Origin of the sequence: Cupriavidus taiwanensis, assembly GCF_900250115.1 — a bacterium.
In the GTDB taxonomy this organism is placed as follows: Bacteria; Pseudomonadota; Gammaproteobacteria; order Burkholderiales; family Burkholderiaceae; genus Cupriavidus; species Cupriavidus taiwanensis_B.
On the sequence record NZ_LT984804.1, the window covers coordinates 2,177,692 to 2,197,737 of the forward strand.

16 protein-coding genes and 2 pseudogenes are annotated in these 20,046 nt (G+C 61.3%); 8 read left to right on the top strand and 10 right to left on the bottom strand.

Annotation, left to right across the window (positions count from 1 at the left end):
* Positions 1-22: 22 nt before the first annotated feature.
* From CBM2586_RS26460 to CBM2586_RS26475, 4 genes are all read right to left on the bottom strand, one after another.
* Positions 23-1,219 (bottom strand): porin, encoded by a 1,197-nt coding sequence (locus tag CBM2586_RS26460; protein WP_240988032.1) that lies wholly within the window; start codon positions 1,217-1,219, stop codon positions 23-25.
* Between the two features lie 72 nt (positions 1,220-1,291).
* On the bottom strand, positions 1,292-2,056 hold the full coding sequence (locus CBM2586_RS26465) for a class II aldolase/adducin family protein (protein ID WP_115690779.1): 765 nt from the start codon (positions 2,054-2,056) through the stop codon (positions 1,292-1,294).
* Between the two features lie 160 nt (positions 2,057-2,216).
* Entirely contained in the window at positions 2,217-4,274 is a 2,058-nt protein-coding gene (locus CBM2586_RS26470) for a beta-glucosidase family protein (protein ID WP_115690781.1), read from the bottom strand.
* A gap of 193 nt (positions 4,275-4,467) precedes the next feature.
* The gene (locus tag CBM2586_RS26475; protein ID WP_115690783.1) at positions 4,468-5,889 is read right to left on the bottom strand and encodes an MFS transporter; all 1,422 of its coding nucleotides are present in this window, start codon (positions 5,887-5,889) and stop codon (positions 4,468-4,470) included.
* A gap of 290 nt (positions 5,890-6,179) precedes the next feature.
* Between CBM2586_RS26475 and CBM2586_RS26480 the strand changes: the two genes are divergently transcribed.
* The 3 genes from CBM2586_RS26480 (at position 6,180) to CBM2586_RS26490 (ending at position 9,240) form a co-directional block, all read left to right on the top strand.
* Positions 6,180-6,800 carry a TetR/AcrR family transcriptional regulator gene (locus CBM2586_RS26480; RefSeq protein ID WP_115690785.1) on the top strand — a complete coding sequence of 207 codons (621 nt, stop codon included), beginning with the start codon at positions 6,180-6,182 and terminating at the stop codon, positions 6,798-6,800.
* 787 nt (positions 6,801-7,587) lie between these two features.
* Positions 7,588-8,085, top strand: a complete 498-nt coding sequence (locus CBM2586_RS26485) for a hypothetical protein (RefSeq protein WP_115690787.1) — start codon at positions 7,588-7,590, stop codon at positions 8,083-8,085.
* A 219-nt stretch (positions 8,086-8,304) separates the two neighbouring features.
* The gene (locus CBM2586_RS26490) at positions 8,305-9,240 is read left to right on the top strand and encodes an alpha/beta fold hydrolase (protein WP_115666336.1); all 936 of its coding nucleotides are present in this window, start codon (positions 8,305-8,307) and stop codon (positions 9,238-9,240) included.
* 251 nt (positions 9,241-9,491) lie between these two features.
* On the opposite strand, the gene CBM2586_RS26495 is transcribed toward CBM2586_RS26490, so the two are convergent.
* Positions 9,492-10,316 carry an alpha/beta fold hydrolase gene (locus CBM2586_RS26495; protein ID WP_115666335.1) on the bottom strand — a complete coding sequence of 275 codons (825 nt, stop codon included), beginning with the start codon at positions 10,314-10,316 and terminating at the stop codon, positions 9,492-9,494.
* Positions 10,317-10,436: 120 nt separating this feature from the next.
* On the bottom strand, positions 10,437-10,721 hold the full coding sequence (locus CBM2586_RS26500; RefSeq protein WP_181924351.1) for a hypothetical protein: 285 nt from the start codon (positions 10,719-10,721) through the stop codon (positions 10,437-10,439).
* A gap of 97 nt (positions 10,722-10,818) precedes the next feature.
* Between CBM2586_RS26500 and CBM2586_RS26505 the strand changes: the two genes are divergently transcribed.
* Both CBM2586_RS26505 and CBM2586_RS26510 read left to right on the top strand, forming a co-directional pair.
* Entirely contained in the window at positions 10,819-11,769 is a 951-nt protein-coding gene (locus CBM2586_RS26505; protein ID WP_115690789.1) for a helix-turn-helix domain-containing protein, read from the top strand.
* 67 nt (positions 11,770-11,836) lie between these two features.
* Positions 11,837-12,157, top strand: coding sequence for a tripartite tricarboxylate transporter substrate-binding protein (locus tag CBM2586_RS26510; RefSeq protein ID WP_231942699.1), 321 nt, complete (start codon positions 11,837-11,839; stop codon positions 12,155-12,157).
* 556 nt (positions 12,158-12,713) lie between these two features.
* Here the strand turns inward: CBM2586_RS26510 and CBM2586_RS26515 are convergent.
* On the bottom strand, positions 12,714-13,595 hold the full coding sequence (locus tag CBM2586_RS26515) for a LysR substrate-binding domain-containing protein (protein WP_115690791.1): 882 nt from the start codon (positions 13,593-13,595) through the stop codon (positions 12,714-12,716).
* Positions 13,596-13,755: 160 nt separating this feature from the next.
* On the opposite strand from CBM2586_RS26515, the gene argH reads away from it, so the two are divergent.
* Both argH and CBM2586_RS26525 read left to right on the top strand, forming a co-directional pair.
* The gene (argH, locus tag CBM2586_RS26520; RefSeq protein WP_115690793.1) at positions 13,756-15,297 is read left to right on the top strand and encodes an argininosuccinate lyase; all 1,542 of its coding nucleotides are present in this window, start codon (positions 13,756-13,758) and stop codon (positions 15,295-15,297) included.
* Positions 15,298-15,312: 15 nt separating this feature from the next.
* Positions 15,313-16,275, top strand: coding sequence for a Bug family tripartite tricarboxylate transporter substrate binding protein (locus CBM2586_RS26525; protein WP_115690795.1), 963 nt, complete (start codon positions 15,313-15,315; stop codon positions 16,273-16,275).
* Between the two features lie 158 nt (positions 16,276-16,433).
* Here the strand turns inward: CBM2586_RS26525 and CBM2586_RS26530 are convergent, their stop codons facing one another.
* Complete coding sequence (locus tag CBM2586_RS26530; protein WP_240988033.1) at positions 16,434-17,336, bottom strand: LysR family transcriptional regulator; 903 nt, start codon at positions 17,334-17,336, stop codon at positions 16,434-16,436.
* Between the two features lie 159 nt (positions 17,337-17,495).
* Here CBM2586_RS26530 and CBM2586_RS26535 point away from each other — a divergent pair, with 159 nt between their 5' ends.
* The gene (locus CBM2586_RS26535) at positions 17,496-18,926 is read left to right on the top strand and encodes an aldehyde dehydrogenase family protein (protein ID WP_115690799.1); all 1,431 of its coding nucleotides are present in this window, start codon (positions 17,496-17,498) and stop codon (positions 18,924-18,926) included.
* Positions 18,927-19,516: 590 nt separating this feature from the next.
* On the opposite strand, the pseudogene CBM2586_RS32700 reads toward CBM2586_RS26535, so the two are convergent.
* Together CBM2586_RS32700 and CBM2586_RS32225 are read right to left on the bottom strand one after the other, a co-directional pair.
* Positions 19,517-19,726: pseudogene (locus CBM2586_RS32700) on the bottom strand (Hsp70 family protein); the annotation flags it as partial.
* 2 nt (positions 19,727-19,728) lie between these two features.
* Positions 19,729-19,978, bottom strand: a pseudogene (locus CBM2586_RS32225) (hypothetical protein); the annotation flags it as partial.
* Positions 19,979-20,046 lie beyond the last annotated feature (68 nt).

A 20,046-nucleotide genomic window follows, 5' to 3' on the forward strand; every position in this document is an offset into this window, starting at 1 on the left:
GGACACTTCCTGGAATGCACGCCTAGAACTTGTGACGAATGCCGATAGCCGCCCCGGTCTGGCTGTTCGCGCCTTCGCCCAGAAAGGCACCGTTGGCAAATCCGATCGCCGGCGAATCCAGGTTCAGGCCCGAGTTCCGAGCGTATGCCACCGTCAGATAGACATCCGTGCGCTTGGAGAACGAATAATCCGCAATGAAGTTCACTTGCCACGGATTCACCGGATTGCTGTTGGGCTGCACGGCAGTGGTCTTCAATATCCGGCGGTCATCGAAGTAGTAGCCGAGCGTCAACGTCAGCGCGGAGGTGGCATCGTAGTTGACGCCGGTCCACCAGAAGTTGTCTCGGACCAGCGTGCTGCCGCTGGCGTCCTTGTTCTGCCCCCAACGATAGCCAGCCATCAGCTTGGTTCGACCGAACGCATAGCTGGCCGCGAGTGCCGCCTTCTTCGATGTTCCGGTGCTGCCGGCGACTACAGCCGGGTTCCATTGATCGTAGGTAGCCGTCAGACCAAGGCCCGCGCCCAGGTAGGCCAGGCCGGCGCCATAGGCTGTATTGTCCGTGGCGTGTCCCGGTGTCTCGCCCGCGCCTTGTGCCGCGACCGGTGTGAGTCCGAATTTGCTCAGGCCAGCCCCGAAACTGTAGTGGACCCTGACTGTGACCGGGCCGGCGACCGCCGTGTACTTCACCGCATTATCGATAGCGCCTCCACCGGCGGTTCCGCCCAGCAGGGCCACGCTTGGCTCGAACAGCGGGGCGAATTTGGCCGGCATGAAATTCCCCAGGCTCTCGTACATGCTGGTGTTTTGCCTGCCAAGGGTTATCCGCCCGAAACGGCTGCTTTGCAGGCCGACATACGCCGCCCTGCTGAACATGGCGCCGGACCGGGTCACCTGTCCGGTATCGGCACCGTAGCCGCTCTCAAGCACGAAGAGCGCCTTCAGGTCGGCGCCCAGATCCTCCACGCCCCGCAGACCCCAACGCGAGCCCGACATGCCCCCGGCGTTCACCATCGAGACAAAGCTTGCCCCCGGCTGCCTCGTCACGGCCCCGGTGATGGGATTGATGGTCGGCGCGCTGGCCGCCTGATTGTTGATATATGCGATGGGCAGGTCAACGACGCCATAGATGGTCACACCTGACTGTCCATGGGCCAGACCCGCGCAACCGGTGGCCGACATCAACATCGCAGCTCTCATCAGGCCAATGCTTCTGCTCATACTCCTCCTCCTTGTTATTTTTCTCGGCACGAACATGCGCGCCTTCTTGTTGTCGACGCACTCCGGTTGCGACTAGTTGCGATAACCGGGATCGATCCGATCGAGCTTGCGTAGCAATGCTGGCCAGACAAAGGCCCCTCCGAGGCCGCCCGTCTGCACACGCACGGACTCCGCAACGTCACGCACGATCTCCGCGGACACATTCGCAAGCTCCCCGCCAGCCTGCGCAGCAATCTGGATCTGGCAGGCTGCTTCCAGGACGTACATGCTCAGGAATGCGTCGGCCACGGTTCTGCCGACCGTCAGCAGGCCGTGATTGCGCAGGATGAGGTGATTGGCATGCCCCAGATCCGCCTGCAGGCGAGGCTTCTCCGCTTCGTGCATGGCGACGCCCTCGTAGTCGTGGTACGCCAGCGACCCCAGAATGAAGGTGGCCTGCTGGCTCAGCGGCAACAGGCCTGATTTCTGCGCGCTCACGGCAATGCCGCAACGTGTATGGGTATGCAGCACGCACTGGGCATCGGCACGCGCCTGATGTACGGCGCTGTGGATCACAAAGCCGGCAGGGTTGACCGGGTACGGTGAGTCAAGGACCTTGTTGCTGTGGGCGTCGATCTTCAGCAGGTTGGAAGCCGTGATCTCCTCGAACATCAAGCCGTAGGGGTTGATCAGGAAATGGTGATCGTCCCCGGGTACGCGCGCGCTGATGTGCGTGAAGACCAGGTCGGACCAGCCGTGCAGCGCAACCAGCCGATAGCAGGCCGCAAGGTCGACGCGCAGGCGCCATTCCTCGGGGCTGACGCGCTCCTGCATGGAGGTTGAAGGGGTGGCGGTCATGAGTTGTCTCCTGTTGGGTAGTTCTGTGTGTCGGCAACGCTCGATTCGCAAGCGGCCGAGGGCATCCCTCCCGGCGGAGGGAAACCATGAGTTGATTCAAATGGCCGGTGCAACAGGCACACGTTGTCGATCCGCGCCGCTCGCCACCGGCAGGGATCCGCTAGCGGCCAAACTCGCGCGCCATGAGGGTTGTCTCGGCACACAGGTCAAGCTCGGTTGCCGAGCGCGCGAGCGCAACGCGGTACACGCCGGTCTCGATTCGCCAGCGTCCCGACGATGATTGAAATCGTGCAAGCAAGCGTGGATCGGCAGTCAGGCTAATCCGCGCCGACTCTCCTGGCCGCAGCGAAACCCGCTCGAAGCCAAGCAGGCGCATGCGCTGCTCGCCAGCCGCATCGGTCAGGTACACCTGCGGAATATCGTCACCTTCGCGCGATCCGGTATTCGTCACGGTGAACGCCACCGACACGGTCTCGTCGCCACTGACCTGAAGATCGCCATAGGCGAAGCTCGTATAGCCTAGGCCATGGCCAAAGCTGAACAACGGCTGCCGTCCGCGCCTGGCGAACCAGCGGTAGCCCACTTCCGCACCTTCGTGGTAGTGCACCTGAATCGGCGTGCCGAACTCGACATCGGCCCCAGGCAATGCAGGGTGCGGCGTCTGCTCGACGTCGACAGGAAAGGTGATCGGCAAGCGGCCCGACGGGCTGATCTCGCCGGTCAGCACTTCGGCGATGGCCTGCGCGCCCGCCTGCCCCGGGAACCACGCCTGGACAATGGCGCGCACCTTGTCGTGCCACGGCATCGCCACCGGATTGCCCGTTTCCAGCACCACGATGACATTGCGGTTTACGCCCGCGACCGCTTCGATCAGGGCGTCCTGGCCGAACGGCAACATCATGTCCGGACTGTCGAAGCGCTCCCCCTCATGCCGGACAGCAAACACGATGACCACATCCGCGCGCTTTGCCTGGGCGACGGCGTCGGCAATGTTGGCACCGCTATCGAACTCGATGCGGGCCTCGGGCAATCGCTTGCGAAGTTCCGCCAGCGGAGACGATCCGAAGAAGCGCATGGTGGTCGGGCCCAGCAAGGGATGGCTGTGCAAGGGCACCTCCGCCGCATATCCCCCAGGAGGCATGACCTGGCTCGATCCGTCACCGGACAGCACACCCGTCTGTGCAAAGCCACCAATGACCGCGATGCGCTGCTTGCCTGCCGACAGCGGCAACGCACCCTCTTCATTCTTCAGCAGCACGATGCCTTCGCGGGCGACCTGCAGCGCAACAGCGTGATGTGTGGCGAAATCGATCGGAGTGGCAGGCCGCTCCTGGTCGATGCCGGCCGCGTAGTACGAGCGCAGCATTCGCTGGACCATCTCGCTGATGCGCGCCCTGGGCACCTTGCCAGCCTCGCAGGCTTGCCGCAGCGGTTCATTGAACCACTCCTGCTGGTCGAGCTGCGCGCCGGAGTGCTGGTCCAGGCCTTGCAGAGCAAAATCCCAGCTGTAAACGGCGAGCCAGTCCGACATCACCCAGCCCTTGAAGCCCATGGCGTCCTTGATCGCCTCCTGCAAGATAGCGCGATTGCCGCAGGCGTAGGCGCCATTGACGAGGTTGTAGGCACCCATCAAAGCACCTGGCTCGCTGCGCTCGATCGCGATCTGGAAGGCAAGCAGATCACTCTCACGGTGTGCGGCGGGATCGATGATGGCGTCAAGAAAGAACTTGTTCGTTTCGCTCGCGTTCAGCGACACATGCTTGAGCACGCCGATGACGCCTTCCTCTTGCATGCCGGTGACGATGCTCGCCCCCATCAGGCCGGATAGCAGCGGATCTTCAGAGATGTACTCGAAGTTCCTTCCGTTGCGCACTTCCCGCACGAGATTGATGCCGCCTCCGAGCATCACATTGAATCCGCGTGCACGCCCTTCCCTGCCGATCAGATTGCCAACCGCATGCGCCAGCGCCGGGTTGAAGGTCGCACCCATCGCCAGGCCGCCCGGCAGTGCCGTGGCGCAATCGTTTGGCCCATCGGTATGGCGCAGGCCAAGACTTGCGTCGGCCAGTTTCAGCGCCGGAATGCCCAGGCGTGCCACACCGGGCACGTAGCCGGCAATGACGGGGAGGTCAGCCGGCACGCGCGGCTCGCGCTCGGTCCTGCCGAATACCCTCACCATCAGGCTGTACAGCATCGAGAACCGCTCGTCATCGGTCATTCGTGCCTCGGTATCGCGAGCGCGTGCATCGGGGTCCGCGCACGGGACAAAGGACGACGACGTCGTTGGCTGAGGCGATACGGGGCCCGTACGCCGACAGAGATCGTTAGGCATCAGAAAATTCCATGCGTTGCAGGTGCGGCGCCGATGGCCGCGGTGGCGTTCCGGCTCGGAACGGCCGGCAACGGTTGAATCAGTCGGGCATTCCCGAGGCTGCCCGGCGCAGGCGCAGTTCGCCGAGCATGTGTTGGTGCGCGCTGGGTGAGATCGGGTAGAAAAAGGCGAGCAGCATGGCGATGCCCAGCAGGGCTATCGGAGCCAGCCATAGCATCGCCCGGATTCCGTCGGTCGCGGCTTGTGACTGGGGCTGATTTGCCACGAAGCCGACGGCGCCAAGAAGGTGCCCGACGCCGCCGACGGCAATGGCAAGCGCGCCCTTCTGCGCGAACGAGAACACACCAAAAATCGTTCCCTCGCCACGAACCCCGGTGCGCCACTCGCCGTACTCGACGGTATCGGGAATCATCGCCCATGTCGCCAGCAGAGAGGCGGCACTTGCGAACCCGATCAGGCCAAGCACACCGAAGAGGACGCCGATACCTGTCGCGCCTGTCCAGCCGAGGGCCGCGTAGCCGAGCATGCCGATGCAGCCGCCGGACAGCGCCACCAGCCGCTTGGACGTGCGCCGCATGACCCATGCCCAGAAAGGGATGGCGATGAACACCTGAACCGCGACGGTTCCCAGCGCCGGACCGATCAAGTCTTCCCTGTGCAGCCCGTACTTCAGGACGTAAGGCAGCGTCTTCGACAGGAAGGTGCCAGCGGCAGTCAGCGCTACCGTCATTCCACAGATCAGCAGGAATGCGCGATTGCGCACAACCACGGCCAATGCCTCCCGGACCGTGATGCCGTGGACGTCCGGCTGGATCCGCTCCTTCGTCGAGAAAAACGTAAAGAGGAACACGGGGAGCGAGATGGCTGCATACAGGGCCATCGCGACCAGAAATCCCTGCCTCTCGTCCGCCTGCCCGAAGACGTGCACGAGCTTGAGCGTGGCCAGCGCTACCAACATGCCCGCTGAACTGGCACAGATCATCCGGTATGCGGCAAGGCTGCCACGTTCCTGGCTGTTGTTCGTCAGCGTCGCCATCAGCGAGTTGTAGGGCATCGACAGCACGGTATAGGTCGTCCTGAATACCACATGCGTGCCCAGCACGAACGCCACCAGACTCGCGCCCTGTGCGGACGTTGGGATAAACATCGCGACAAAGCTGAGCGCAAGCGGAACGCACCCGAACAGCAGGTAGGGCCGATAGCGGCCCCAGCGTGAACGCGTGCGATTGGCGACGTAGCCCGCCACGGGATCGCAGAGCGCGTCCCACAGCATGGCGCCGCCGAATATCCAGCCGGCCGTGACCGGCGACAGCCCCACGACATCGGTGTAGTAGTACAAGAGATAAAGCGTGGTCGCCTGCCAGTACAGGTTGAACGCGAGGTCACCGATGCCGAAGCCGAGCTTCGTCCGAAGCGGCAGCCTTCCGCCGCCAGTCTGCGCCGCAACCGGAGGCACAAGCGGCGCCTGCGCCATTACGGAGTCTGGATTTGCTGCCGTCATTGAGCCTGCCTCACAAGCATGAGATCACCATGCGCCGCCATCGCGCAGCCGAAATGGGGCCAACCAGGAACGCTCGCCTACTCACCGAGCCAGCCTTCGCGGTTGTACGCTACCCATTAAACTATCCACTCGGATAATTTATCAGCCGCGTTTTACTCGTGTCAAGCGCGGGTTTCTGCTACAGGTCTCAGTACAATCCATGACCCCGTCGAAGGCCGAGGAATCACTTTCATTGCGACTTTGCACACGCGAGGGCAGAATTCCCGGTGAGACTTCAGAGGAAGGAAAAGATGCGCACGGTCAGGCAAGCACAACAAGAACGAAGCGAACAGACACGCGCCGAGATACTGGGCATTGCGCTGGAACAATTCTCGACCCGCGGCTTCGATGCGGTGAGCCTGCGGGATATTGCGGAAGTGGCCGGCGTCAATCACGCCATGATCCGGTACTACTTCGGCAACAAGGAAAACCTGTGGCGCGAAAGCGTGGCGTACTTGTTTGAACGTTTCGCTGAAGAATACGTGCCGCCCGAGCCGGGTTCGGAAGGGTTCTCACTGGAAGCGGTAAAGGAATACATCCGCAACTACGTCCGGTACTGCGCACGCCACCCTGAGCACGCACGCCTGATGATGCAGGAAGCCAACCGTGACTCGGAGCGCCTCAAGTGGATGGCGCAGAAATTCATCCGTCCACGGCATGACCAGACGGTCCCGCTGATCACGTATGTAAGCGCCTTGACGAAAGGACTGCAAGAGATCGATCCCGTGATGCTGCTGTACATGATCACCGCCATCGCCCAGGTCCCCTATCTGCTCACCTCGGAAATGCGGTACGCGCACGGGATCAACGCGATGCGCGACAAGGCAATCGAGGCTCATTGCGATGCGGTAGTGGCATTCATCTTTCGGTAGTTCCGCGGGAATCTGCGCTGGAGTACGGCCGCTCAGCGGCTATGAACGGACGGTCGCCACGCTGACTCTGGCCGGCTGCTTCTCGGCCCGAAGAGCCATTCCGACCCATGGCGTTGGACGTCTCAAAGAGGTCGGACTGCGACCGTTGCAGCAGGCGCAAACTGAATCTCCCTTCACCTGAAAGGAGATCGTCATGGACAGTCCCCCCGCGCCTCACGTTCCCTGGAACAATGGGGACATCACGGCCGGCGAGCGGCCGCTTGCCGGTCAGTCTCCGCCATTGCCGATGTGGTCTGCGAGCGTCTGCTGTGCAATCCGGAACTGACGCTAACTAGGGCTACCACCCACGATCCCGCCATGCTCGTTCGCAAAGCATCTCCGTATATGGAACAGACATGACTGACCAATCGGCTAGAGCACGCCACCGCTGACCCACGCAAATGGGGCGCCCAAAATGGGCTTTGCAACTGAGAGGCAACCGACATTTTCGCAATGAGGTCCTGGCACCACTTAATTCACAACGTGGAGGTGGCAGTTGCTTGGCAGGGCTCGCCTCCAGAAGGCGGTCGTGGAGGCTTTCAGTTTGCCGTTTTTACGTAGCATTTCCGCTGAAGCGAGCAGATCATCTGCTCAATGCGCCGGCACTTAGCCCACTGGAAGTGGCCCGGGTGTTCGCAGTTCATCACGAATTCAACTTCAGGGCGCTAACCGCGCCCCTGTTGCGCAGTCAGTGCCCTGCCAGCCCGCCGAGACTGAACGTCTAAACCGCGAACCCGGAGTGCCTACCATGCTCAACCTCAGCCCGTTCGGAATGTTTCACACCGCCATTGCCCTCGTGGCGGTGGCTTGTGGCCTGGTGGCGTTGTTCAAGTACGGCGAGATTGGAACCCGCACCCGCCCCGGCCGTCTCTACGTGTGGCTGACTGCAGCGACAGCATTTACCGGGCTCTTTATCTTCCACCATGGCGGATTCGGACCGCCCCACGCACTGGCGATACTGACACTTGTCGTCCTGGCCATCGCCGGTGTTGCTGAACGTCGCGGGGGAACGGGTGTGGCGCGCTACACGGCAGTACTGGGCTACTCACTCACGCTGTTCTTCCATCTGATTCCCGGATTGACCGAGACCGGCACGCGCGTGCCGGTGGGCGCTCCGGCCTTCACCGGTCCGGAAGACCCGACGCTTAAAGCAATAGTTGGCATCGCCTTCCTGATCTACCTGATCGGCGCAGTCATCCAAGTCTCTCGCATTCGGCGCTCCCGCCGAATGGCGGTCACCCTCTGAACTCTCCGCCGCGCCGACTGGCTGGATGTAGCCGGTGGGTCGGTAACAGCGACGATCCCGAGATCGCTTTTTGACTGGAGTATTTGCGCAGTTTCCCAATGCCGGATTCCACCAATGCCTTTTTCGCCTGACATGCCGGCAGTTTGTCCTGCATCCGCTCAGGCCGTTACCCATGATTCGGTGGCGAAGCTCGCCACCAGCTTGCCAGGAGATGCTGTCATGAATCGGCTATTCGCCTATTGCATATCATCGTTGGGTGTTCTCCCTAAATCAGGCCATTTGGCGGACCGTGACCTCGCAGTCCCGGCGGCGGCCGCTCGCACGTTGTACGCGACGGTAGGAAACGACAGGATTGGCTATCGCAGGTTCGGTCGGGGTCCGATGATCATTCTCGCCAACCGCTTACGCGGCACGCTCGATACATGGGATCCATTGTTCCTGGATGAACTGGCGTCGCGATACACCGTCGTCACTGTCGACTATCCCGGCATCGCGTATTCGACTGGCAAACTGCCCGATGCCATGGCGACGGCATCGAAGTTCATCGACGATTTCGCCAATGCAATCGAGGCTGAACGCTTTGTCATCCTCGGCTGGTCGTGGGGCGGTCTTGTGGCTCAGACCTACCTTTTAGAGCACACCCAACGCATAACTCAGGCGATCCTGATTGGAACCAACCCTCCGGGGCACAATGAGATCCCGCTGCAGCAGGTGTTTCTCGACCGGGCATTCAAACCAGTGAACGATCTCGCGGATGAGGAAATTCTGTTCTTCGAGCCAGCTTCCGAGGCAAGCCGCGCTCAGGCCAAGGCCTCACACGGACGGATCTATGCAAGGGCTGGCGTTGCTTCCAGGATACCATCCACGCCCGATGAGTTCGCGCCGTACTTCAAGGCGGCGGAGGGTTTTCACAACGACGAAGAGCGCCGACGGGAACGCATGGAGCAGGTAGATTTGCCTATCCTGGTCATCGCCGGAGACCACGATACAAGCACCGCTGGACAGAACTGGTTTCCTTTGATCGGAAAGATGCGGCAAGCACAGTTCATTTTCTTCTCCGAAACTGGGCACGCTCCGCAGCACCAATACCCCGCTCTTGTATCCGACTACATTCACGATTTTTTGTCCAAGACGTCTCTTGACAGCAGGCAGTGAGTTCTGCGCAAGGCGGCCCAAGCAGCAGGTGGCGCGCATCACTGACGTGGATCGCGCCCCCTGAACAGCCCGGCAGAAACGAACGCATCAGCGTCACTGCTAATTCGTCGCCTTTGATTTGCCGCTATTGCCTTCGACTCTTGGCATCTGGACGTGCTGGCGGCTGCCGAGGATCGGTCGCATCGGGGCAACGCCTGTTGCCCCAGCAGGCATGGGAACGAGGCCAGCCATGGGGCCTGGCCTGGTTTTGATCAGGACCGGATAAATGCCAGCAGGTCCGCGTTGATGGTTTCGGCATGCGTGGTAGGCATGCCATGCGGGAAGCCCTTGTAGGTCTTCAGCGTGCCGTTGCGCAACAGCTTTGCCGAGAGCGGCGCGGAGTCGGCGTAAGGGACGATCTGGTCGTCGTCGCCGTGCATTACCAGCGTTGGCACGGCAATCTTCTTCAGGTCTTCCGTAAAGTCCGTCTGGGAAAATGCAACGATGCCATCGTAGTGTGCCTTGGCCCCGCCCTGCATGCCCTGGCGCCACCAGTTCCCGATCACCCCTTCGTCCGCCCTGACACCTGGGCGGTTGAAGCCATAGAAGGGACCCGCAGGGATATCGCGATAGAACTGCGCCCGGTTTTGGGCCACCTGCGCCTGGAAGCCGTCGAAGACTTCCTTCGGCAAGCCGTCCGGATTGGCTTCTGTCTTGACCATCAACGGCGGCACAGCGGCTATCAGGACGGCCTTCGCGACGCGGCTTTCGCCGTGTCGCGCCAGATAGCGCACGACTTCGCCGCCGCCGGTCGAATGCCCGACGTGGACAGCGTTGTTCAGGTCCAGGTGCGACGTTAGCGTTGCCAGGTCGTCGGCATAGTGGTTCATGTCATGGCCGCTAGCGGTCTGGGTTGATCGGCCGTGGCCGCGACGATCATGCGCAATCACGCGGAACCCATGATTCAGGAAGAACATCATCTGCGCGTCCCAGTCGTCGGCGCTCAGCGGCCATCCATGAGAAAAAACAATGGGCTGGCCGCTACCCCAATCCTTGTAGAAGATTTCCACACCATCCTTGGTCCTGACCGTCTGCATGGCATTGCCTCCCAGTTAATTGCCCCTGTTCGCAGGAGCGGCGATGAACGTCTTTTGACCTTCCAGCTAACGATGCAAAACACACCATACCGAAGGATCGCCGCCTCCAAGGAAGCGACTTCAGGATGGCTGCCGTGGTACGACGCCCGAGTTAGCTCGATGGTGTGGCACATAAAGCACCTTAACGCGGGCGGCGCGTACCGTGGTCACAACCTTGTTCAGGTTCGCCAGCGTCCCGACCTGGTCCGCGACTGGCTTGGCCCGGCCATTGAGCTTGCCGGCCACGCTGAGGAAATCGTTGCAGGGATCGACAAGCAGCAATCCTGTGGCATCGGCGGAATACGGCCCTGGTTTGCTCGCGTCTGTCATCTCGCCCTCATTTCCATCTCCACTGCTGGTCATCATTTCTTGAAACCTCAATCCCCGGCTACGTAAAATCGGCAAATGTCGCCTGGTCTTTGCAAGGCCTCCGGAGGTGAAGCACCAACCAGGGAGCGATCCATTGACACAACTGGTCTGCCCGGAATTCGATGAATTCGAGGCCGCGCTTTACGGCGTCCAGGGAAGGTACGTGTTGCGGTCCAGACCACAACGGGATTGGCGACTGAAGCTGATCGACCTCAACGGGGTGGCGATCATGATGGGCCGAGAGGGGGCGCCAACAGCCTATTCGGGCATCGGCATGCCTGACTACTTCAATATCTTCATTCCTCTGAGTGCACAGCAATGCACTATCGTCGATGGCCGGGCCTTCGACGCGCAGACCGTCGGATGGATGGCGCCCGATCTGATGTTCCACATCGTTGCAGAGCGAGCAGCAAGCTGGCTGACAGTGGCGATTTCCGCACCGTTGGTGATGCACTGGGTCCACACTCATGCCGACGAGTTTGACGCGACGCTGCTGTCCAACAACCTGGTGTGCACCGGGCGCCGGGGCGTGATTGCACTACTGACGACGATATGGCGAATCATGCGTGTCGAGCGCGATGATCCCGCCCAATTGCGCTATCCAGGCGCTGAGCTTGCTGCGCGAACCGAACTGGTCGACCTGGTGTTTCGCGCCGTGCTTACGATCGATGAAGGCGCGGCCAGTATCCGGCAAAAGCCTCGCCATCGGCAGATTCTCAGCCGGGCACTGGACCTGCTCAGTTTAATGGGGGAAACGCCAATCTTTGTGAACGATCTCTGCGCGGCTGCCGAAGCGTCCGAGCGCAGCGTCCGCAACGTATTTCATCGATACCTGGGCATGGGGCCTCACCGCTATCTGGCGCTGTACCGCATGCACGCCATCCGTGTGGCGCTATGCAACGCTGCGCCTGGCGATACGGTATCCGGCATCTGCGGACGGTTCGGTGTATGGGACTTCGGTCGGTTCGCCGCTCTCTACAGCGCCCACTTCGGCGTTCTGCCATCGCAAACGCTAAGGGCTCGCCGCGCATCGGCGAGAGTGTGACTGGTCTGACGCTGGCACGCTGGCGACGACCGCCGCGTGGGCGCAGACCACCTGGCCAACCAAGCCGGTGACACTGCTGGTCGGCTTTCCGCCCGGTGGCCAGACCGACTTTGCGGGACGTGCGCTGCTTAACGGCGTGCAGAGTTCGCTCGGGCAGTTGTTTGTCATCGACAACAAGGCCGGCGTGAACGGCAATATCGCCTCCATTGAGGTCATGCGCGCGGCGCCCGACGGGAACAAGCTGCTGGTAGGCAACGGCTCGATGACGATCATGCCGCATGTCTACACCACCGGCGGCCGCACGCCCGAGCAGCTCGCAGCGCTGACCCGCACCCACTACAAGATGTGGGGCGAGGTGGTGAAGGCCAACAACATCGCGGCTGATTAAGGCTGCGCAGGCCGGTGAATGCCGGCCTGTCGCCAGCGCCGCGTCGCAACACTACGTCCGCGCTACACGCAAATAATGCACGGAAGACCGATGATCCGACGGCTGAGTCCGCAGCCATGATCGGTCGTTCACCGTTACCCGACGAACGACCGAAGTACCTTCGGCTGCTGTCTCAACGCAGAGTTAAGGAAGGGTCGGAGCAACATGAACTTACGCCGATTTCCGAGACTCGACGCCTGCGTGCTCGCCAAATCCGAAGCTTGTCTTAGATCAGCTGTGCTGGCTTGGCCTGCGACACGGCACTGTGGCGGCGCTAGTTGAGACGTGACGCCACCCTTGCTTTCATGCTGTTGCGATGCACAGATTTTGGAGCACTATCCACAGATTCGCCAAAACGCACAGCATTGTGACCTGCGTTTCGAGTTCTGACGTGGGCCACTCCGCGTCCATACCGTGGAGCGACTGCACAAGTCCACCTGGGGCTTGCCCACATGTGTACGCCGCGTCGGACATATTGCGAAGGTCGGCTATACCTGAGCGACGGCGGGCGGTTCAATCAGTGAAATCCGTCAAACGCCTGCTGTACGCATGCCGCGATCCGGCTGGCCAGGAAGTTCAGCGGGAAGTGGTCCGATGTCACGGCGAAGCTGCGGAACATGACCTCGTGCGAAAAAGGGATCTCGCACAGATCGGCAAGACCAAGCGATCGGCTCACGATTGGGCTGACGATCGATACGCCAAGGCCCTTGCCGACCATCTTGCAGATGGTGGTGGCGTAAGGCGTTTCGATGGCAAGCGTTCTGGCCCCTGTTGGGAAGTGGCTATCGATCTCGCGCCGGTTTGCGCTTTCGGTAGGTAGCGAGATGAAGTGCTCTTCTTCGAAGTCGGCGGGCTCCAGGATGGCTCGGGTTGCCAGCCGGTGCGAACGGGGCACGATGCAAACGCCGCGCGCGACGTTGATTTCCCTGTAGTGCAGGCTCGGCAAGTCAGTCGGGACCGAGCAAAATCCGATATCGCAAAACCCGGTGGCCGTCCATTTTGCGACGACATCGGATCTGCCGGTATTCAGCGACACGGGAATATCGGGAAAACGTTGCCGAAAAATAGCCAATGCATCCGGTAACACGCTTTCAGCAATGGAGCCGACTGCCCCAATGCGAAGCAGGCCAGTGCCTCTGCGCCGAATCGAATTAGCGCTTTCGTCCAGCGATTCGAGTCCCATGAACGCCCGTTCGACTTCGGCATAGAACGCTTCAGCCTCGGCGGTCGGGAGCAATTTTGTCCCCACCCGCTGGAACAGCTGGAATCCCACGTTGCGTTCAAGCAACCCAATCCACCGGCTGACATTTGGCTGTGAGGTATGCAGGAGGCCCGCCGCCGTGGTCATGGAGCGTGACATCATAACGGCGCGAAATGCCTCAATCTCCTTGAAATTCATCGATCCGACTCCTGAAAACGCGGATTGTGACACGCGGGCAGCTCGCCTGTCGGGCCGCTGACCCATATCGAAATTGTATAAGAAGCTATGAACCACTTATTTGACCAATGGGTTGCATAAAACCAAACTCGATGCAGGTCTTCTTGAATCGAGTTCGAAAATGGAATCCAAAGTCAGCCGCCGCCTGAGACAGCCTCCTGCTCCGCAGGTGATTCAGTATATATTTCAGCCCCGTACCACGCGGGAATTCTTCAACAAGAATTTCGACGTTCTCACCCAGATTAATCTGGCCCATCTGGTAATGCTGGATCGTCAGGATATTCTGGACAAAACCACGACATCGACCTTGGCTAAGGTCCTCCTGAAAATCCATCAGGACGGCCCCGACGCAATCGAGCTAGATCCGGCAAGAGAAGACGCCTATTTCAATTACGAGGCGCACCTGATCCGGCTGGTTGGCCAGAATCTCGGCGGGCGCCTGCACACGGCGCGCAGCCGTAACGATATTGGCGCCACCAACGACCGGATTCGCGCACGCGGCTACGTGATGCGGATTTGCGCCGCGCTCGTGGCGCTATGCGACAGCGCGCTGGAACAGGCCGATGCCTACGCCGGTCATGTCATGCCGGGCTATACCCATATGCAGGCTGCCCAGCCCATCACCTACGGTTACTACTTTTCGGCGTTGGTTGAAGCGTGGTCGCGAGACATCGACCGGCTGCAGCATGTACTGGAAACTGTCGATGGCTGCCCGATGGGCGCATGCGCGCTGGCTGGCACGTCGTTTCCCATCGATCGCACACTGACAAGCAACCTGCTCGGCTTCAGCCAGCCGCTTGGCAACGCGCTGGACAGCGTTGCATCGCGGGACTTTGCACTGGAACTCAGTGCGGCGCTCTCGATCCTGATGATCACGTGCAGCCGGATGGTGCAGGACTTCTATATCTGGTCGACGCCGGAATACGGCTTCCTGACGTTTCCCGACAGCATTGCCGGCACGTCGAGCATCATGCCGCAGAAGAAGAACCCCGTCGTGCTGGAGTACCTGCGCGGCAAGACTGCTCATCTGGTAGGTCTGACCTCGGCCGCGCTGACCACTGTGAAATCCACGCACTTCACCCATTCCGGCGACAGCAGCCGCGAGAGCACGCGTACCTGCTGGGAGAGTTGTGAAGAGGCGCTGAAATGCCTGGATTTGATGGCGCTGCTGGTGCGTGATGTGCAACCGGAACGCGAGCGTATGGCGTCGCGCGCCTCGAACGATTTCTCCGCAGTGACCGATCTTGCCGACCTGCTCGTGCGTAACGCCGATCTTTCGTTCCGCGATGCGCACCATATCATCGGCGCCGTGGTACGGCGTGCACTTGACGAGCGTTTGCCGGCAATCGCGATCACTACCGGGATGATCGACGACGCGACGCAACAGCAGGTTGGGCGTCGAGCCGCGCTCTCGGCAGAGGACGTTGCAAAATGCCTCGATCCAATCTGCAATGTGAATGGGCGACAGTCGTACGGGGCACCGGCACCGCAAGGTGTCCGCGAGCGGATCGGTGTACAGCGTTCTGCTCTTAAGGTGCGCGCCGAGGCGCTGGCATCCATCGAGAGACGAATCGCAGATGCCGCTGCCTCGCTGGAGCAGCATACGCTGGCAATCGCCGCTGCCGGCCACGCGCAGCACGCCCTGACGCACGCCAACTCATAACTGAAGGAGACGGCCATGATCAAGTTCACTGCAGTGCTGGTCGCAGCCATGGCGTGCTGCTCCGCCGTCAGCGCGCAAGGCTATCCCGACAAGCCCGTAGCCCTCGTCGTACCGTTTGCGCCCGGGGGCACCGTCAATCTCACAGCACGGCTGCTGGCCACGCATATGTCCCAGTTGCTTGGACAGCCGGTCGTTGTCGACAACAAGCCAGGCGCCGGTGGCGCCATCGGCGCGGCGTTCGTTGCCAAGGCACGCGCCGACGGCTACACGCTGCTGTACGCGACAATGGGCAATCAGGTCATTCAACCGCTGGTGTCGCGCAACCTGAGTTTTTCTCCATCGAAGGACTTCGCGCCCATCGCGCTGTTCGCCACGGTGCCGAATGTGCTGGCCGTCTCCGCGAACACACCGGCAAAGAATATCGACGAACTGATTCAGTATGCGAAGGCGAATCCCGGCAAGCTCAATATGGGGTCGGCGGGCCAAGGGTCCGTCAACCACATGATCGGTGAACTGTTCATGCTGCGCACCGGCGTCAAGTTCACGCACGTGCCGTACAAGGGAGCCGGGCCCGCAACGACGGATCTGCTTGCCGGGCAAATTCAGGTACTGTTTGCGAATCTTCCCGGCCTGCAGCCCTATGTGAAATCGGGCAAGGTCAGGTTGCTGGGTGTCGCCAGCCGGCAAAGGAATCCGGCGATTCCAGACGTGCCGACGTTCGCGGAACTCGGGGTCAAGAACGCGGAAACGGAGTCGTGGTCCGCCTTGATGGCCCCCGCCGGCACCAGCCCCGAGATCATCAGAAAGCTGCAGGACACCATCAGGGTCATTGCTACTGACCGCGCCGTGGTCAAGCAACTGACCACACAAGGCGTGCAGCCACTCTACGGCAACGCGGCAAACCTCGACAAGGTGATCGGCGACGACACCCGGCGCTGGGCCGAAGTAGTTAAGCACGCCAACATCCAACTGGATTGACGATGCCGCGGCCCCCATGTTGGATATAGCGCCTACTGCGGACTTCCCATATTGTCACGAGCGGGATATTCCAGGACCGCGTCCGTTAGCGGCTGTAGATCGGCCGCCAGCCGCTAACGAGCGAATAGCCGCTACGGGGCGACAGCCGCCTATCCCGCTTAATTTCCTGCCAAGCGACCGTCACCAAGACGTAGCTCATGGATCAGTTCGACCAAAGCGCGTAGCCGCACCGGCACGAACCTGTGGCCAGAGTAGTAAAGCCTGAGGCCGCCAAACGGCTGGCACCAGGGAACGAGCACGGGGACCAGGGCGCCGGATTTCAGTTCTTCGTCAATGAACCATTCCGAGATGAAGCCGATTCCGAGTCCGAGCAGCACCGCCTGCTTGATGGCCGGCATCTCGCTGAGGGCCATGCGCACGGGCAGATCCATCTGCAGCTTCTGGCTCTTGTGCTCCAGCTCCCATTGATAGATGCCGCCGTGGGACATGCGCATGCCGATGCTCTGGTGCTTGAGCAGATCGCGCGGATGCCTGGGCGTACCGTTGCGCTTCAGGTAGTCGGGCGTTGCCACGACGAGCATGCGGAGGCTGCGGGAAAGCGGTACGGCGATCATATCCTGCGGCACGGATTCGGCAAGACGGATGCCCGCATCGAAGCCTTCGGCGACGACGTCGATCAGGCGCGACTCGCTCACGATGTCGATGCGTACCTGGGGATAGCGCTGCGCGTACTGATGGAATAGCGGCTCCAGCAGCATGAGGGCTACCCCCTGCGGTGCGTTGATGCGCAAGGTGCCGCTGGGCGCGTCAGACTCGGTTGCCGCCTCTTCGTTGGCCCGCTGGATTTCGGCAAGCGCTGGCGCTATGCGCTCCACGTAGCGCTGACCCGCATCGGTCATGGCCACGCTGCGCGTCGAGCGGTTGAACAGGCGCACTTTCAGCCGCGCCTCCAGGCCCGCAACGGCGCTGCTCACCGCCGTGGTCGACATGCCAAGCTCCAGCGCCGCGCCACGAAAACTGCTGCGGCGCGCGACGGCCAGAACCACTTCGAGCTCGGTCATTCCTGTACGGTGCATAGATTGTCCTGATTTTCGGGATACGTCATCTGCCATAGCACGGCTTATCAAAACAATAACGTATTCCTAGACTTCTATGCAGGCGGACGCAGGTGAAGTTTTCCCACCTCCCGTACACGGTAGTCAGACCCCAAAGGAAGCGACATGCAACGTATCGATCACATGTACATTAAAGGCGAGTTCGTGAGGCCGCACGGCCAGGAATGGTTCGATCTGCACAATCCCAGCACGGAAGAGATCATCGGCCAGGTTCGACTTGGCGACGAGAAGGACGCGCAACGCGCCATCGCCGCCGCCCAGGCAGCATTCCCCGCCTGGTCACGCACCACACGCGAGGAACGCATTGCAGCGCTGCGGCGCATGCACCGGGCCATCGCTGCCCGCGAGGAGGACCTGCTGCTGGCGATCGTGACCGAATATGGTGCGCCGTCCGTGCGCTCGCGCTGGATGGCGGAGTATCCGGCCCAGACCGTTGCACAAGCCATCGACGCGCTGGAATCGTTTGAGTTCGAGGAGCGCGCTGGCGCCGCACGTGTCGTGATGACGCCGGTTGGCGTCGCGGGCCTGATCACGCCCTGGAACAGCAACGCCGGGTTTATCTGCAACAAGCTGGCAACGGCGCTGGCCGCTGGATGCACAGCCGTCATCAAGCCCAGCGAGATGAGCGCAAAGCAGACGCAGATCGTGGCCGAGGCGCTGCACGAGGCCGGCCTGCCGCCCGGCGTGTTCAACATCGTCAATGGCCGCGGCGACGTGGTTGGCGAAGAGATCGTGCGCAACCCCGGCATCGCCAAGATCTCGTTCACCGGCTCTTCCGCCGTCGGCAAGCGGCTGGCGAGCGCGGGGGCCGCCACCATGAAGCGTGTGACGCTGGAACTGGGCGGCAAGTCGCCCACGGTGGTGCTCGACGACGCAGACTTCGCCCACATCATGCCGCTCGTGCTCGAGGCGGGATTTCTCAACAGCGGCCAGGCCTGCATTGCCGGCACCCGCATTCTGGTGCCGCGCCATCGGCTTGCGGAGTTCGAGCAGATCGCAAGGGAAGCGGTTTCGCACGTCAAATCCGGCGATCCGCGCAAAGCCGACACCGACATCGGCCCGATGGTGAGCGCCACGCAATGGGAACGGGTGCAGAACTACATCCGTATCGGCATGGAGGAAGGCGCAGTGTTGCTGGCCGGTGGCGCGGGACGGCCCGACGGAATGCACAAGGGCTGGTTCGTCAAGCCCACCCTCTTCACGAACGCGAGCAACCAGATGCGCATTGCGCGCGAGGAAATCTTTGGGCCTGTACTCACCATCATCCCTTACACGGACGATGCCGACGCTGTTGCCATCGCCAATGACACTACCTACGGCCTGAGCGCGATCGTGCTTGGCAAGGACACCGAGCGCTGCGAACGCATCGCCCGGCAGATCGACGCGGGCCGCGTGCTCGTCAACACGCTCGCCCATGAGCCGCGCGCGCCGTTTGGTGGCTTCAAGCATTCCGGACTTGGACGCGAGATGGGGAAATGGGGCATCAGTGCGTACCTGGAGCCCAAGACCTTGATGACGGAGTCGGCGCAGGCTTAATGATTGTTGGCAACGCTGGTGAATGGGCTCGATCCGTAGCGAGCGATGCAACGTCAGCCTCTCCGCACATGACGACGATTCGGCAAAGCGCCACCCGAGGCCGCCCGCCAAGCAAATACGTGTTGCGGCCAGAAGCCGTCATTCGTGAAGCCGACTCCGGAACCAGTTGCCATTCGGAGAGCTATCCGTACAACGATGGGGAAGAAATCATGGCTTCTAAAATGACGAGCCAGACCTGACGCTCTATCCAATGGTCGACGAAGTTCTCTATTTCCTCTGGGATCCCATCCGCATTGCAGATTCCGCGGGTCAGCATACCTTCTATCAGTTGAGCGGGATAAGGTGAGGCTCTCTGCGCAGTCGGCATCCGCCCAGCACGCAGGCACTGTTGGCCGTATATGCCGGCCCGCGAACGCATTACAGGAAAACACGGACAGCGGGCTTACTGCTTGGCACCTGCTTCTTTGAACTCGACATCCTCCACGTCCTCGTCTTTGTTCTCGACGCTCGCCTCTTTCCCATCGGCGGCCCGATCGGAGCGAGTGCCTGGCTGAGCCTGAACGTCCGCATAAGCCTTATCACCGAGTTTCGATCTCGCGTTCGCCTTGGTACACCTTGATGGTTACTGCCGCCTGGTTGTCGTCGGCCGTAGAGAAGACCTGTGAGAACTTGGTTTGGATGGTGCTATTCTTTGTGATCATCTTGCTCATCACACCGCCCAGGGTCTCGATCCCGAGCGACAGCGGGGTGACGTCGAGCAACAACACGTCTTTGCGCTCACCGGTGAGCACCGCACCCTGGTCGTGGCCAGCGCCACTTCCAGGTGGGGAGCCGCCACTCTGTCCTTTTCGAACGTCGTGCCGATGCTGACCACGTAGGCGTCGCCTTGCGCCGTAACGTCGACCAGACGCGCCCGCGCGCTGAGGTTGTTATCGATCGCGACTGTGACCCACTTCCGCCACGCGTCGTGTCCGCTCGGTCGGAAAACCGCGCGTGCACTTAAGCCGCACCCGATGCCTGCCCAGGGTCACCCACTCAGAATCGAACTCCATCGAAGTCTCCATCCCGGAAGTGTCTGCCGCCAAAATAGAGGATTGTCCAACGATTTCAAGACCTCGGC